This window comes from Stenotrophomonas sp. 2201_Sma (genome assembly GCF_056486685.1).
The window spans coordinates 970,572-983,964 of record NZ_CM151329.1; the positions used below are offsets into that span (position 1 = coordinate 970,572).

The following is a 13,393-nucleotide window of genomic DNA, read 5'->3' on the forward strand; positions in this document are numbered from 1 at the left end:
CCATGCGTCAGATCATCCTCGATACCGAAACCACCGGCCTGGAGTGGAAGAAGGGCAACCGCATCGTCGAAATCGGCTGCGTGGAGCTGTTCAAGCGTCGCCCCACCGGCAACAACTATCACCAGTACATCAAGCCGGACTGTGAGTTCGAACAGGGCGCGCAGGAAGTCACCGGCCTGACCCTGGACTTCCTGGCCGACAAGCCCGAGTTCGCGCAGATCGCCGACGAGTTCCTGGCGTTCATCGACGGCGCCGAGCTGATCATCCACAACGCGGCATTCGACCTGGGTTTCCTCGACAACGAGCTGTCCCTGCTGGGGCCGCAGTACGGGAAGATCACCGATCGCTGCACCGTGATCGATACCCTGGCGATGGCGCGCGAGCGTTTCCCGGGCCAGCGCAACTCGCTGGATGCGCTGTGCAAGCGGCTGGGCGTGGACAATTCGCACCGTGCACTGCACGGCGGCCTGCTCGATGCGCAGATCCTGGGCGATGTCTACATCGCGCTGACGTCAGGGCAGGAAGAGATCGGCTTCGGCCTGGGCGAGGACGAGGCCGGCGCGGGTGGCGCGGTGCTGCAGGCGTTCGATGCTGCCAAGCTGCTGCCGCGTCCGCGCGTGGTCGCCACCGCATCGGAACGTGAAGCGCACGCCGCGCGACTGGAACGCCTGCGCAAGAAGGCCGGTCATGCGCTGTGGGACGGCCCGAAGGTGGAAGAGCCCGCCAGCGCGTAGACCCTCGGCGCAGGGTGCGCGTGCGGTCCGCTGGCTCAGTGGCAGCGGACCAGGATCACGCTGATGTTGTCGCGGCCGCCGCCATCCAGCGCGGCGGCGACGAGCGTATCTACGCATTCCTGTGCGCTGGCGTCGTCGAAGGCCAGCGTGCGGGCGATGCCACGATCATCGACTTCCTCGGTCAGGCCATCGCTGCACAGCAGCAGCTGCATGCCGGGACGAAGTTCGCCACGGGTGGTGGCCACGTTCAGGTGCGCCGGATCGGTCACGCCCAGCGCCTGGGTGACCACATTGCGGTGCGGATGCGCGCGCGCCTGCTCCGCGGTCAGGTTGCCCTGCGTGACCAGTTCCTGCACCACGCTGTGATCCTGGCTGAGCTGGGCCAGCTGGCCGTCGCGCCACAGGTAGGCCCGGCTGTCACCGACCCAGGCCACTTCGTAGCGATTGCCCTGCACGCGCGCAGCGACCACGGTGGTGCCCATCGGAAGCGTATCGTTGCGTCGCCGCGAGGCGCGGATGATCTCTTCGTCGGCCGTGCGGATGGCCTGCTCCAGCGAGGCGCCGCGGCGGATCTCGCGGACGATGGCTTCGCGCGCCAGCGCGCTGGCGACCTCGCCGCAGGCGTGCCCGCCCATGCCATCGGCCACCAGCCACACGCCCAGCTCGCTGTCACCGTAATAGGTGTCCTCGTTGAGCTCGCGGCGCAGGCCGGGATGGGTGAGATGTCCGAATTCGATCATGGTGTGCGGGGCGGGGTAGAGCGGGGGAGAGGGCATCATCACGGCGTGACCGGCATCCGGCAAGGCATGGCGGCAGGAAAATCGCGCCGCAGCGCCCCGGAGACTTGTCGGCAGCCTCACTTCCTCGTATGATGCGCGTCCCCGGTTCGCCGGGGACCACCCGGAGAGGTGGCAGAGTGGTTGAATGTACCTGACTCGAAATCAGGCAGGCGTTTATAGCGCCTCGGGGGTTCGAATCCCCCCCTCTCCGCCAGATGAAGAAGAAAGCCGCCCCCGGGCGGCTTTTTTCGTTGTCCGGCTGGCCGCGCGCGCTGCGGGGCGGCAATGGATCTCCCCTCGGGGTGCTGCGGGTTAACATGTACGCATCACCTGCTGGAGCTCCCCCATGACTGCTGAAATCCTCGTTCCCGTGTCCTTTGGCGAACTGCTCGACAAGATTTCGATCCTGCAGATCAAGTCCGAGCGGATCAGCGACGAGGGCAAGCTGGCCAACGTGCGCAAGGAGCTGTCGGCGCTGGAGCAGACCTGGATGGCGCACCCGGCCGCGGTCAAGGACATCGCCAAGCTGCGCGGTGAACTCAAGGCCGTCAACGAGCAGTTGTGGGACATCGAGGACGACATCCGCCTGAAGGAGAAGGCGCAGGCGTTCGACCAGGGCTTCATCGACCTTGCACGCAGTGTGTATCTGCGCAACGACGAGCGTGCGCGCATCAAGAAGGCGATCAACCTGGCACTGGGCTCTGCCTACGTGGAAGAGAAGTCGTACCAGGATTACGCACAGCGTGGGTGAGATGGATCCGCCGGGCGTGGCCCGGCGCTACCGATGATCCATCGACTCAGGTGAGGTGGTCCGTCACGTAACGTTCGAAGGCGGCGATGCCGTCCTCGACCGTGATCAGTTCCATCACATCATCGAACTCGATCTTGGTGCCCCACTTGAGGTCGGCGGCCTGCTTGCCGAGATACTTGCGTGCGGCGTCGTCATAGCGGTCCACGCAGTAGCGGCGATCCGAATACGGGCCGCTGCGGTGCGGGTTGCTGGCCGCGTGCAGGCCCAGCACCTTCGCTCCCATGGCATTGGCGATATGCATCGGTCCCGAATCGGGTGTCATCACCAGATTGGCGCGTGCCAGCAGCGCAGGCAGCTGCTTGAGCGTGTCCTTGCCGACCAGGTCCAGTGCCGGCGTGTGCAGCTGGGCCTGGATCGCGTCGGCCATGCTGCGTTCCAGTTCACTGCGGCCACCGCACAGCACCACCTGCCAGCCGCGCTGCGTAGCATGGTTGGCGACGGCCGCGTAGCGGTCGGCGTACCAGTTGCGGCGGACGTGGCTGGAGCAGGGCGAAATCATCAGTACCGGCCGGCCATCATCCTGCCACTGCGCCGCGGCCCACTCGAAGGCGGACTGCGGCACGGCCAGGTCCCAGCTCACGTCGGTCTGGCGCAGGCCCAGCGGCTCGCAGAAGCTGCCGATCGCATCCAGCACATGGATGCCGGGGCGGTCCGGAATGCGTTCGTTGATGAACAACCCATGCAGGTCCTTCGAGCGGCTGCGGTCGTATCCGATGCGGCGTTCGGCCGGGATGAACGCCGACAGCAGGTTCGCGCGGAAGGCCACCTGCATCTGCAGCAGCGCCTCGAAGCGCCCCGGTGGCAGCTGCTTGCGCAGCTCCTTGACGCCGGCCATGCCGCTCTTCTTGTCGTAGGCGTGGAAGGTCACGCCCGGCAGACCCTCGAGCAACTTCTGCCCGGCCTTGTCGATGATCCAGTGGATCGGCGTGTCCGGGCGTGCGGCCTGCAGCGTACGCACCAGGGGCACCACGTGGGTGACATCGCCAAGTGCGGACAGGCGCAGAAGGCACAAGGATGAGGACGCTGATGCCATGTGTTGTTAGACTCAAAGAAATGGTCGCATTCGACGCCAATGAAGCGCTGACGCCATGCCGCGAGGGTCGCGGCATCGGGGCCATTCTGTTCGACCGCGAGCGCCTGCGGCAAGCCGACATCGGCCTGTTCTCTCCCCAGCACTGGGGCAGCCGGGCCCGGCCGGTGGGCGAAGGGGGACGTGGCAGCGCCTGGTTCGTCGACGCGCCGTTCGGCCCCAGCGTGCTGCGCCACTATCTGCGCGGTGGCCTGGTGGCCAGGATCAGCCACGACCAGTACCTGTGGCGGGGCGCCGACCGGACCCGCAGTTTTGCCGAGTTCCGGCTGATGCGGGCCCTGCGCGCGCTGAAGCTGCCGGTTCCCCGGCCGGTGGCGGCTTTCTACATGCGGCAGGGCATGCGCTACCGGGCGGCGATCCTGATGGAACGGATCGAAGGGGTGCGTTCGCTGGCCGACCGCGCGCTGGTTGCCGGACGTGGCGCGCCGTGGGAAGAGACCGGTCGGCTGATCGCCCGCTTCCACCGTGCCGGCCTGGACCATGCCGACCTCAACGCGCACAACATCCTGTTCGACAGCAACGGCCATGGCTGGCTGATCGACTTCGATCGTGGCGTCATCCGCATTCCGGCCACCGCCTGGCGGGAGCGCAACCTCAAGCGCCTGCTGCGCTCGTTGATCAAGCTGCGCGGCGAGCGCAGCGTAGAGGACGTGCAGAAGGACTACGCGCGGCTGCGCCGCGCCTATGACATGGCCTGGAACCGGGGCACCTGATGGACTGGTCGTTGCGTTTCCTCGGCGTCGGCAATGCGTCGGCGGTCGAGTTGGGATCACCGATGTCGGTGATCGAGCGCGAAGGTCGGCCGTGGTTGACGATCGACTGTGGCGGGGAAGGCCTGACCGCCTTCAAGGCGCACTACGGCCACATGCCGCAGGCGCTGTTCATCACGCACGTCCACCTGGATCATGTGGCCGGTTTCGAGCGGCTGTTCGTGGATACCTACTTCAACGCGCAGCGGCGTGGGAAGGTGCGCCTGTATGTGCCGGCCACCGTGGTGCCGCTGCTGCACAGGCGCATCGGCGATTACCCCAATGTGCTGGCCGAGGGCGGTGCCAATTTCTGGGATGCGTTCCAGTTGGTCGTGGTCGGCGACGCGTTCTGGCATGAAGGCGTGCGCCTGGAAGTATTCCCGGCACGCCACCACTGGCCGGAGACCGCCTATGGGTTGCGCCTGCAGGGCGCGCTGACCTGGAGCGGTGATACCCGGCCGATCCCGGAGGTGCTGGCGCGGTACGCCAGTGACAACGAGCTGATCGCCCACGACTGCGGCCTGCACGGCAATCCATCGCATACCGGGGTCGATGATCTGGAGCGCGAGTACAGCGCTGAGCTGCAGGCGCGGATGATGCTGTACCACTACGCCAGCGTGGCCGATGGTGCTGCGCTGGCCGCGCGCGGACACCGCGTGGCACAGCCGGGCCAGTGCGTGCCGCTGGCGACCCCGACCGCGCCGCACGTGCTGGCGCAGGATCCGCCGTGAATACCTCTGGCCAGCCTGCCGACGCGGCGCTGGCGGCCGAGCTGGAACATCTGGAACGCGCGCTGCACACCCCGCAGGTGCGCGGTGATCGCGCGCGGCTGTCGGAACTGCTGGATGAGGATTTCAGCGAGATCGGCAGCTCCGGCCAGTGCTATGGCCGTGCGGCTGCGCTGGCGGAGATTCCGCTGGAGCGGGCGCAGGTGCAGATCGAATCGGAGCAGTACGCGGTCTCGTTGCTGGCACCAGACCTGGCCCAGGTGCGTTATCGCAGCCGCTACCACCTGGATGGCCAGCCGCAACGCTGGGTGCTGCGCAGTTCGTTGTGGCGCAGGCATGGGCAGGGGTGGCGGGTGGTATTCCATCAAGGGACGCCCGAAGCACGGTAGCGCCGGGCCACGCCCAGCGAGGGGGCCAACCAGGGTTGACCTCTACCAGAGCGCGGCACTGCCAGAAAGGCGATGGCCCCGCCGGCTGACCTCGGCGCCCGCGTCGATCGATACCGTTGCTGCCTTCCGGCCCTGGCGGGGTTTTCGACCTAGCGTCGCGAGGGGCCGACGGGGCCACCATAGAGACGTTGGCCGCCCGGAGGCGGCCTGTTCACGGATCAGGGGAAGCAGCGCAGGGTGCGCCGGAGACCACAGCCGGACTGCACATCGGCTGGCCGATGGCAGGCGCGCATTCTAGCGCAGGCATGCGTATCGACGCCAGCGCCATGCGCTGAATCTGCTGTAACCCGCGGCGCGTATTCGCGGCCGGGCGGCGCGGGCGTTGCTAGAATCCCGGGCCAGGAGGAACGACCTCCCCCGCATCGGGAATCAATGACCAGGACGGCCTGGCCCTGCCAAGAGGAGGGCCGTCATGGCCTGGATCTATCTGTTGTTCGCTGGCCTGCTGGAAATCGTCTGGGCCGTGTCGATGAAGCAATCGGAAGGCTTCACCAGGCTCACTCCCACCCTGGTCACCCTCGCCGGCATGATCGCCAGTTTCTGGCTGCTGGCCGTGGCCATGCGCAGCCTGCCGCTGGGGACGGCTTACACGATCTGGACAGGCATCGGCGCGGTCGGTGCCTTCGTGGTCGGCATCGTGTTCCTGGGTGAACAGGTCAGCCCGATGCGGATCGGCGCGGCGGTGTTGATCGTGTCGGGGCTGGTGCTGATGAAGCTATCCAGCAGCTGAGATGGGGCGCAGTTTCCTGGACAACCGACCCCGGCTGCCAGACAAATGAAAAAGCCGCCCGATGGGCGGCTTTTTTGTTCATCTGGCGGGGAGAGGGTGATTGTCGGGTGCATCCCTGCACCCGATCCCTGCGCGCTGCGCTTCGGGACCCGCCTTCGGCGGTCCGGATCTGCTCCTGCAGATCCGTCGAACCCCGGCGAGGCGTCTCACCCCGATGCTCTCCACCAGACAAATAAAAAAGCCGCCCGTTGGGCGGCTTTTTCATTCATCTGGCGGAGAGAGGGGGAAACAGTACCTTGACCGTCCCGCCTAGCTCCGGAGGCGTCCACAAACCGGATTTGTGTCCTGTGGTGTGTCCCGGATACTACTCAAGTCCGCCCCATGATGCGAGCAGGGGACGGCCTGGAGTTCGTCGGATTGGGCCGTCCTAAAGATTCCGGCAGGCGAGCCGCTGTCTATGAGGGCCTCTAATCAATGGATATCTTTAGCTGGCGTCCTTGACCCGGCGGAGTTCTCGGTCGATGAGACGAGGCCGGTCTATGCTTGGCAACAGAGGGGTGGACTAGAAGGAAATACCGGAATGCAATTTCGGATGTGGTCAGCAGGAGTGCTTTTTCTAGGGTCATATGCCCCGCTGGCCTTTGTCCTGGCGGCGCAAGACATCAAAAAAGCGCTGTGGGGAGAACCCATATGTGGTTGGGGAGGGCAGTTTGATTGCGAACTTCAGATCTTTGAGCACCCTTGGGCATCCTTGGCAGCAATAGTGGTTACATCAGTCGCACTGTGGCTGACGATGTATTCCATGAAGGCCGTCCGAATGAAGACTGAAGCTGAAGTTCTGTCCGCGAAGCCCGTTCCGAATGACCTGATTAATTATGTTTTCCCCTACGTTGTATCATTCATGGGGTTGAGTTACGGAGACCCACAGAAGTTGGCGGGATTCTTCGTATTTCTTGTACTCTTGTTCTTGATTACGTATAGATCGGGGCAGATTCTGATGAACCCCGTGTTGATTGCTTTCGGCTGGCGACTGTATGAGGTTGATATTGCTGTCGGTGGGAAACAGGTCCATAAGACGGTGCGCGCGTTGAAGCAAGGAAAGCTGTTGCCTGGCAAGCAGCTTATTGAGGATGTTCAGGAAGTATATTTGATGGGGGACCCATGAGCGATTTGGCATTGAAAAGCCTCAAGGCATTTGACCTCGCCGGGTCAAGCGTGTTCCTTTGGGTTTTTAAGAGGAGCGCTGGTACGAAGAAATTCAAGGCGTACTACATCAAGACGGATCCAGTCCTAGATAATGCTCTCAAGGGTTTTGCGGAAAATGAGAGAGCCCGAATTAACGAGTGGATTCCATATGGGCATCTCTCTCAGCCCACCGATGATGGATGCCTGACTATTGCTGTTGGTGATACCGACTTTCAGGTTCTAAAGGATCTCGTTGACGAGCCGGAGTCCGACCATGCGACTAATGATCTTAAGAAGCTCAAGGGCGCTGTCGGCTACTTGGTGAAGTTTGTAAAGGACGGGCAGACCCTCTACGCCACGCGACGTACTCCGATGACGTGGAAGCCGGTATATATAAAGAAAAATGTAATTAATGCCATTTTTAAGAACGGTCAGTTGTCGGCCGTAGCGGGTGATGAGTTCACTCTTGAGCCCCGTTTTGACATATTTGCCTTGGATGGTGTTCTTTTGGTGTCGAACAAGAAGGGCTTTGAGTCAATGATGCAGTATCGAGCTGGTTATGCTCAGGCGTTCGAAAAGCTGAAGTTGGAACCTGCCTTCTCCGCTCTCTTTACTGACATGCAACCGCTGTTGGACTATGTTGGCGAGAATGGAACGCATCTAAAGAGGATGACGGTGATTCAGGACAAGAATCTCTATTCCAATCCAAAATATTTGAAGGCGCTCAAGACTGTTGCGACGAAGCGAAAGTGGGGCGTCGCTTTCGATAAGGCGGGGAAAATTATCCCGACCGCAGAGACCGCCAAGGTCATCATGACATTGCTGTTAGATCACCGCCTTGTTAGTGAAATCACCGATATCATGTATGACGTTCCTGACGGTATTCCAGTAAAATAGGCTGAGTGGCCAACCGAAGACGTAGCAACGTAGATTCGGCTACGGAATTTTTGGCCCTGCCTCGGCGGGGCTTCTTTTGTGTCGGCCCGCTAAATAGCTAAATATAGCCCGTCTAATCGTCTACTTCTTGGCTAACAAGCATGCGGAAAGTCGCTATTGCCCGCAACCTCCTATTGATTCAGAAGGGAAGGCACTGACAGCTTGCCTACGTTTTGCGAGATCATCATCCAAGAGACAATGTGCCTGAATGGCATAGCAGAAGCGTGATGCCGGGCGCACTGGAAGTTATATCGCTATGGATATAACTTTGCTCCCCAGCCAATCCGGTCTCTGAACTGACCTCTGGTGTATATAGGCAGTTCCACTGGCGGCTTGTAGAGATCAAGGGCTGCCTTCTGCCTAGCTCGAACGCAGTCGGGCTTGGTGTGATAGTAGGATGCCTGCAGGACGGGTGCTGTCTTCACGACGGAGTGTCCGGTGATCAGCGCTACGTCCTCCGTGCGCACTCCCAGGTTGTCCAATGCTGTCGCCAGTGTGTGTCTAAATGCATGAAACCCGACACCTTTCGGGAAGCCGAGTTGCTTGAGGTAGGTGCCAAATTGATTAAGCAGCGCCTGGCTATACCGAGCGTTTGTCTCCCCAGTCTTCCTACTGATGCCAGCCGAGAGGTTGGGAAAGAGCCTAGGGTGTCCTGTGGACTTGATGTCCGCTACATAGTCCAGGAAGCCAGCAGCGAGTAAGGGCTCGGCTATCGGGATGGTGCGTATGGCTGATCTACCTTTCAGCGTCTGGCGACTTCTCGCTCCTGATGCGTTGGCGAGATCGGCATCGACGGTTTTCCGGAAGGCTATGCACCACATGCCCTGTTCTTGGACGATGTCGGCGACTTTGAGTTGAGCGACTTCGTTGATGCGGGCCCCGGTGTAAAGGCCGATCATCGGACACCACCATCGATGCGGGAACTTCATGGCCCACGGCAGGAAGCTGTCAGGATTGAAGATCTTCTGCAGATCGTCTTCGCCAAGCAGACGTTCAGACCTATCTGTCTCTTCTATCAGGTCTTTCTTGATGGATGGGAATGCGCTTAGGGGAGAGTGCGGGATAGCCTGAGCCTTCACTAGACCATTGAAGAAGGTGGCCAGGAAGCGACGATGTAGCTCTAGCGTCGCCCGGGCTGGTACAGGTGCGCCCATCTGCCGCCCGAGCTTGATCAGCTCATCGGCACTAAGCTGCTGAAGTCGCGGTGTAGTCGCCAGGCTTGGTGGGGCGCATTGCATCAACTGCCAGAACTTGTGGATGTGCTTGGTGTCGATCCTTGATACCGGGATGTCTCCAGTCACGATCATGAGCAGTGCTAGAGACCGGGCATTTGCGTCTATTGTTCGACTGCGCAAGCCCCTGTGTTCCATGTACTGGAGGTAGTCATCGATCTCTGACGACAGCAGGCGCGCTGGTGCCCCGATTGGCATCTCAGAGTAGTATCGAGTGCCGTCCTTTCGCAGCCGGTTGCGCCTGGATCGATCCGAGGCGGAGTTGAGCATTTCCTGCAGTTGGATCGCAGATTCTCGTCCTTGGACGCGGATGTCTTTGAATTCGTGGCGCCCAATGCGGATGCACCCAACTTCCAGCAGACCAAAGGGTTGCCGAACGTAGTCTTCAATTCTCTTTTCTAGCTCTTCTTTCATGTTGCTTCCTATCAGTAAGATGAAACCTTGATAGGGCAGGGAAAGCTTTCGTCAATTTGTAAAATAGACCATTTTTTCTGCTCAGGTGATGCCTAGTCATGGGTGGCAATCCTGCCAGTAGGCGAGTGCTAAGTTACCCAATAGCTGAGAGTAAGTTGTTGAAAGGAAATAAATATTTGGCGGTGGAGCTGCTGGCGTGGGATAGCTTTCTATAGTGTTTAATTTCACTAAAGTTGATGCCTAAGTGTACTTTTCTTACATTATTGGCATTTAGGCATTGGGATGTCGGTCACATAAATATATTCGCCCATCCCGTGGTTTTGGTCTGTGACGTTATTAGGCAACTCGACTGCTCAGCTGACATTGCGGGCGTGTGCAGTTCCTTATACTGCGTCTGTGGAGTTGTTTGTGGCGTGTAGAAGTCGTAACTTGTCATTGCTGGCCGGGATGGTTGCGCGGGTGTTTCAAAGCGCTTCCTGGTTCCCGCCACTCCGTCTATTCCAAACTCAGGTTTTTTAAGAATGACCAAGCCGTCACTCGATTCAATTGCCTCTGCTAAAGCCAAGCTTGCTGAAGAGCTGCGCAAGCTTGAGGAACAGGAAGTTCAGCTTCTCCAAGAGCAGGCCGCTGATGCCTTCGCGGAGGTCGCCAACCTCGTTTCCCAATACGGTAAGAGCTTCTCTGCGAAGCAGCGCGCCGAGATCGTCAACATGCTGGCGACGGATGTCCCTAAGAAGGCGGGAGGTGTGAAGAAGGAAGTCGCGCCCAAGTATTGGCTCCCACATACGGGCGAAACCTGGAGCGGCCGGGGTAGGACCCCTCGCGCCTTCGCTGCATGGGAAGGGACTTCCGCTTACACAACTTGGAAGGCTTCCCATCCCAACGAAAAGTTCCCGGCTTTCCCTGGATAATTCATCCAAGCAGGGGCAGCTTAGCGCCCCTGCTGTCTCATCTTGGGAGACCGCCTCATCGTCTAATGGAGTCTTGGCTCTTGGTCCGGCTTAACGCTGGCGCTCAACCGTCGTATCTGGGGTGTCGAGATGAAGGTTTTCATTAGTTCGTTAATTTCCGGGATGGAAGCCGAACGAGCCGCTGTGAAGCGTGCCGTCGAGAGGCTGGGGCACGGTCCCATTATGGCGGAGGACTTCGGCGCTAGGCCTAGCTCCCCCCAGGTCGCTTGCCTTGGCGGAGTGCGGGAATCCGATCTGGTGATCTTGGTCTTGGGGCCTCGCTACGGTGTGCCCCAGGCGGGCGGGGTCTCGGCTACTCACGAAGAGATTCTGGAAGCGCGAAACCGGAAGCCGATCCTCGTCTTCCTGCAGGCAGGTGCTCAGCCGGAAGACAGTCAGGTTGCTTTGATCAATGAAGTCGGAGGTTGGGAGGGAGGGCTTTTCCGACAGGAATTTACGTCCCCAGAGGACTTGGAAGACAAGGTAACCCGCGCCATTCATCGGCACGAGCTGGCGCATGCCGTAGCGCCACTGAATCCTGAAGAGTTGAAGGCCAGGGCGACTAGGCTCCTTCCTGCGCTGGAGAGGGGGTATGGGGCGAATACGCTTCAGCTGGCAATAGCCAGCGGTCCCGTCTCAGCCATCCTTCGACCTGCAGAGATGGAGGCCCCGTCCCTGATTGCGGAGATGCAGCAGAGCGCACTCTTTGGCAGTCACCCAATCTTTGATAGGGCGGCCGGTAGCCGATCTCGGTTGGAAGGTGAGGCGCTCGTTGTGGACCAAGAGGACGGCCACAGGTCTGGGGCATCGGTGCGCCTTTGGCCAAACGGTGATCTGTTGATCAGCCTTCCGGTGCCGCCTCCCACGCGTGGGATGGGGCTGCCCGTGGTGTTGGAAGAAGACGTAGCTAGCAAACTAGCCAGCGCTGTTGGATATGCGGCATGGCTGCTGTCGCGGATAGATCCAACTGAGAGAATCACTCACATCGTGCCAGCCGTCAGGCTCAGTGGGGATGGTGGCGGCGCGTGGCGCACCAGGGCGGAGCATGATGCGAGCCCCAATTCGGGACAATTTCCATGGCGACAAGGTGAGCATGAGGAGCCTGTATTCCTGGCTCCCGCGCACCAAGTCAGGCAGGTGCTGTCGATGGATGCGCGTCGTGTGATCGAGGACTTTGTCGTTCTGCTGAGGCGACGCTGGAATCAGGACTGATCAAGCTAGATCTAACTATGGAGGAGTAGGCTCAATGGTCATAGCAGCGCAAGCTTTTACGGAGAAGGCCGTCAGTGAGCTCAAGCCAGGCAGCCTTTTCCTCTTCCGGCAGCAATGGGCCTTCATGGGGGAGCGGCAGGCTCAAGATCTCGAAGGCGAGCGTAAAGAAAAAGTCCTAGTGCTTCTTCAGGGCGAGCATGCAGGCTCGATTGTTAGGGCGCCAGAAGGCGTGTCCACCTACCTGACTTTTGCGGAACCATTTGGTTGGTTCGCAGCAATCGAACCTGGCGTTCTGCCGCAGGCAGATGGGCAGTTGCCTGGCTCATTGGTCATCTCGCCCGATGGTCTAGTGATTGTTGGTGGCGAGAAGGACCACTGGGGCGATATCGATCACTTCGCTTTTCTTTTTAAGGGCGGAGAACAAGTTCAGCCGCCAAGCAACAGGTTTAAGCGTTTTCCGAACTGGAGCGTGGAGCTGTGCCATGCAGAGAGGCCGTATGTCAGTCTGGGCCGGATTCTGGATGTCGCGGCTTCTTAGAAGTGCGGTGGTCACAGCAGTTCCACCTCTGCAGGGCTGCTCGTCAACGCCGATCCTCTATTGATTCGCGCTCTATGCGCTTCTCAGCCTCTGGTGGATAGGGCGCAAGGACCGTGTTTTGTGGCCCCAAGGGGCAGCTCGCCCTCATGAATTGCGGTCCCGAATTTGTCATTCGACCGATGACTACAAGATCATCATTTACACGCCCGACACGGTCTCGCACGTCAGCAGAACATCCGGATCCTTCATACATGTCGAAAAAGAGCGCGCTGTGGCTGGCCACCCACCGCATTGATGGGTAGATGAAGGATGAGCTATTTAGAAGTGCGCTGGCGATTACGACGATCACAAAGCCAGAGATGATTCTGGTCAGAGTGAGAACCAAATCCAGATCGCGGACCTTGGATGAGGTCGTGCCGAGCTTTCCTAGTCCCCAGACAAGACCGATGATCACCCCGAAAGTCCCCAAGACGATAACGAGGGCAGCGGCAACGGGGACAAACGAAAGCGGGACCAACAGCGCCACTGCGCTGGTGAAATAGGACGGATCTTGACCCGTAGCATCGTTGACCGTGATCTTGCTTACCCCTGTTGCAGCCGCGAGGGTCACAACACCCAATACGGTGATGGCCAGTTTCATCAGGGGGTAGTTGAGTCTCTCGACGGTCCAGTAGTAGCACTCCGTTAGGAAAGCAGATGCTAGCAGTGCGCATCCTGCATACGTCGCGACATCGGAAGCCAGCGATCTGGGGTCATGGAGGAAGAGCGCGATGCTCAGGAGCATACACGCGGCTCCTCCGAGGTATAGGCGCACAGTCGGGGGGTGTTCAAGCCACCAATCCGCCATATTTGTCGG

General features: G+C 60.3%; 15 protein-coding genes, 1 tRNA gene and 1 other RNA gene. 12 read left to right on the forward strand and 5 right to left on the reverse strand.

From position 1 onward, the window contains the following. Positions 1-2 precede the first annotated feature (2 nt). The gene (dnaQ, locus tag ACZLIF_RS04500; protein WP_053519058.1) at positions 3-734 is read left to right on the forward strand and encodes a DNA polymerase III subunit epsilon; all 732 of its coding nucleotides are present in this window, start codon (positions 3-5) and stop codon (positions 732-734) included. Between the two features lie 35 nt (positions 735-769). On the opposite strand, the gene ACZLIF_RS04505 is transcribed toward dnaQ, so the two are convergent. Then, entirely contained in the window at positions 770-1,474 is a 705-nt protein-coding gene (locus ACZLIF_RS04505; protein WP_053519060.1) for a PP2C family protein-serine/threonine phosphatase, read from the reverse strand. A gap of 162 nt (positions 1,475-1,636) precedes the next feature. Here ACZLIF_RS04505 and ACZLIF_RS04510 point away from each other — a divergent pair. Then, a tRNA-Ser gene (locus ACZLIF_RS04510) sits at positions 1,637-1,727 on the forward strand. A gap of 132 nt (positions 1,728-1,859) precedes the next feature. After that, positions 1,860-2,264 (forward strand): DUF6165 family protein, encoded by a 405-nt coding sequence (locus ACZLIF_RS04515; protein ID WP_053519062.1) that lies wholly within the window; start codon positions 1,860-1,862, stop codon positions 2,262-2,264. A 46-nt stretch (positions 2,265-2,310) separates the two neighbouring features. Here ACZLIF_RS04515 and ACZLIF_RS04520 read toward each other — a convergent pair whose 3' ends face one another. Then, the gene (locus ACZLIF_RS04520; protein ID WP_053519064.1) at positions 2,311-3,357 is read right to left on the reverse strand and encodes a glycosyltransferase family 9 protein; all 1,047 of its coding nucleotides are present in this window, start codon (positions 3,355-3,357) and stop codon (positions 2,311-2,313) included. A 20-nt stretch (positions 3,358-3,377) separates the two neighbouring features. On the opposite strand from ACZLIF_RS04520, the gene ACZLIF_RS04525 reads away from it, so the two are divergent. Genes ACZLIF_RS04525 through ACZLIF_RS04535 form a run of 3 tightly spaced genes read left to right on the forward strand, consistent with a single transcriptional unit; the run spans position 3,378 to position 5,280 of the window. After that, a complete protein-coding gene (locus ACZLIF_RS04525) occupies positions 3,378-4,127 on the forward strand; it encodes a 3-deoxy-D-manno-octulosonic acid kinase (RefSeq protein ID WP_053519066.1) in 750 nt (249 codons plus the stop codon). After that, on the forward strand, positions 4,127-4,894 hold the full coding sequence (locus ACZLIF_RS04530) for an MBL fold metallo-hydrolase (protein WP_128989870.1): 768 nt from the start codon (positions 4,127-4,129) through the stop codon (positions 4,892-4,894). Before ACZLIF_RS04525 ends, ACZLIF_RS04530 begins: the two co-directional genes overlap by 1 nt. After that, entirely contained in the window at positions 4,891-5,280 is a 390-nt protein-coding gene (locus ACZLIF_RS04535; protein ID WP_053519070.1) for a nuclear transport factor 2 family protein, read from the forward strand. The genes ACZLIF_RS04530 and ACZLIF_RS04535 overlap by 4 nt, the downstream gene beginning before the upstream one ends. Before the next feature lie 75 nt (positions 5,281-5,355). Here the strand turns inward: ACZLIF_RS04535 and ffs are convergent. Further along, an RNA gene (ffs, locus tag ACZLIF_RS04540) (signal recognition particle sRNA small type) lies at positions 5,356-5,452 on the reverse strand. A gap of 300 nt (positions 5,453-5,752) precedes the next feature. Here ffs and ACZLIF_RS04545 point away from each other — a divergent pair. From ACZLIF_RS04545 to ACZLIF_RS04555, 3 genes are all read left to right on the forward strand, one after another. After that, a complete protein-coding gene (locus tag ACZLIF_RS04545; RefSeq protein WP_053519073.1) occupies positions 5,753-6,070 on the forward strand; it encodes a DMT family transporter in 318 nt (105 codons plus the stop codon). 580 nt (positions 6,071-6,650) lie between these two features. Next, a complete protein-coding gene (locus tag ACZLIF_RS04550; protein WP_231522215.1) occupies positions 6,651-7,235 on the forward strand; it encodes a hypothetical protein in 585 nt (194 codons plus the stop codon). Beyond that, the gene (locus ACZLIF_RS04555) at positions 7,232-8,152 is read left to right on the forward strand and encodes a Kiwa anti-phage protein KwaB-like domain-containing protein (RefSeq protein ID WP_231522216.1); all 921 of its coding nucleotides are present in this window, start codon (positions 7,232-7,234) and stop codon (positions 8,150-8,152) included. Before ACZLIF_RS04550 ends, ACZLIF_RS04555 begins: the two co-directional genes overlap by 4 nt. 293 nt (positions 8,153-8,445) lie before the next feature. On the opposite strand, the gene ACZLIF_RS04560 is transcribed toward ACZLIF_RS04555, so the two are convergent. After that, positions 8,446-9,837 carry a site-specific integrase gene (locus tag ACZLIF_RS04560; RefSeq protein WP_478462362.1) on the reverse strand — a complete coding sequence of 464 codons (1,392 nt, stop codon included), beginning with the start codon at positions 9,835-9,837 and terminating at the stop codon, positions 8,446-8,448. A 521-nt stretch (positions 9,838-10,358) separates the two neighbouring features. On the opposite strand from ACZLIF_RS04560, the gene ACZLIF_RS04565 reads away from it, so the two are divergent. From ACZLIF_RS04565 to ACZLIF_RS04575, 3 genes are all read left to right on the forward strand, one after another. Then, entirely contained in the window at positions 10,359-10,748 is a 390-nt protein-coding gene (locus ACZLIF_RS04565) for an H-NS histone family protein (protein WP_231522218.1), read from the forward strand. Positions 10,749-10,910: 162 nt separating this feature from the next. Beyond that, the gene (locus ACZLIF_RS04570; protein ID WP_478462614.1) at positions 10,911-11,999 is read left to right on the forward strand and encodes a DUF4062 domain-containing protein; all 1,089 of its coding nucleotides are present in this window, start codon (positions 10,911-10,913) and stop codon (positions 11,997-11,999) included. 34 nt (positions 12,000-12,033) lie between these two features. Further along, complete coding sequence (locus tag ACZLIF_RS04575; protein WP_478462364.1) at positions 12,034-12,537, forward strand: hypothetical protein; 504 nt, start codon at positions 12,034-12,036, stop codon at positions 12,535-12,537. A 43-nt stretch (positions 12,538-12,580) separates the two neighbouring features. Here ACZLIF_RS04575 and ACZLIF_RS04580 read toward each other — a convergent pair whose 3' ends face one another. Then, the gene (locus tag ACZLIF_RS04580) at positions 12,581-13,321 is read right to left on the reverse strand and encodes a hypothetical protein (RefSeq protein ID WP_478462366.1); all 741 of its coding nucleotides are present in this window, start codon (positions 13,319-13,321) and stop codon (positions 12,581-12,583) included. Positions 13,322-13,393: the final 72 nt, after the last annotated feature.

Bases quoted from the DNA above. Each gene is read 5' to 3' on its own strand.
- ACZLIF_RS04545 (WP_053519073.1), top strand. From the start codon at position 5,753: ATGGCCTGGATCTATCTGTTGTTCGCTGGCCTGCTGGAAATCGTCTGG.
- ACZLIF_RS04515 (WP_053519062.1), top strand. From the start codon at position 1,860: ATGACTGCTGAAATCCTCGTTCCCGTGTCCTTTGGCGAACTGCTCGAC.
- ACZLIF_RS04575 (WP_478462364.1), top strand. From the start codon at position 12,034: ATGGTCATAGCAGCGCAAGCTTTTACGGAGAAGGCCGTCAGTGAGCTC.
- ACZLIF_RS04550 (WP_231522215.1), top strand. From the start codon at position 6,651: ATGCAATTTCGGATGTGGTCAGCAGGAGTGCTTTTTCTAGGGTCATAT.
- ACZLIF_RS04505 (WP_053519060.1), bottom strand. From the start codon at position 1,474: ATGATCGAATTCGGACATCTCACCCATCCCGGCCTGCGCCGCGAGCTC.
- ACZLIF_RS04530 (WP_128989870.1), top strand. From the start codon at position 4,127: ATGGACTGGTCGTTGCGTTTCCTCGGCGTCGGCAATGCGTCGGCGGTC.
- ACZLIF_RS04570 (WP_478462614.1), top strand. From the start codon at position 10,911: ATGGAAGCCGAACGAGCCGCTGTGAAGCGTGCCGTCGAGAGGCTGGGG.
- ACZLIF_RS04565 (WP_231522218.1), top strand. From the start codon at position 10,359: ATGACCAAGCCGTCACTCGATTCAATTGCCTCTGCTAAAGCCAAGCTT.
- ACZLIF_RS04525 (WP_053519066.1), top strand. From the start codon at position 3,378: ATGGTCGCATTCGACGCCAATGAAGCGCTGACGCCATGCCGCGAGGGT.
- ACZLIF_RS04555 (WP_231522216.1), top strand. From the start codon at position 7,232: ATGAGCGATTTGGCATTGAAAAGCCTCAAGGCATTTGACCTCGCCGGG.
- ACZLIF_RS04520 (WP_053519064.1), bottom strand. From the start codon at position 3,357: ATGGCATCAGCGTCCTCATCCTTGTGCCTTCTGCGCCTGTCCGCACTT.
- ACZLIF_RS04580 (WP_478462366.1), bottom strand. From the start codon at position 13,321: ATGCTCCTGAGCATCGCGCTCTTCCTCCATGACCCCAGATCGCTGGCT.
- ACZLIF_RS04560 (WP_478462362.1), bottom strand. From the start codon at position 9,837: ATGAAAGAAGAGCTAGAAAAGAGAATTGAAGACTACGTTCGGCAACCC.
- dnaQ (WP_053519058.1), top strand. From the start codon at position 3: ATGCGTCAGATCATCCTCGATACCGAAACCACCGGCCTGGAGTGGAAG.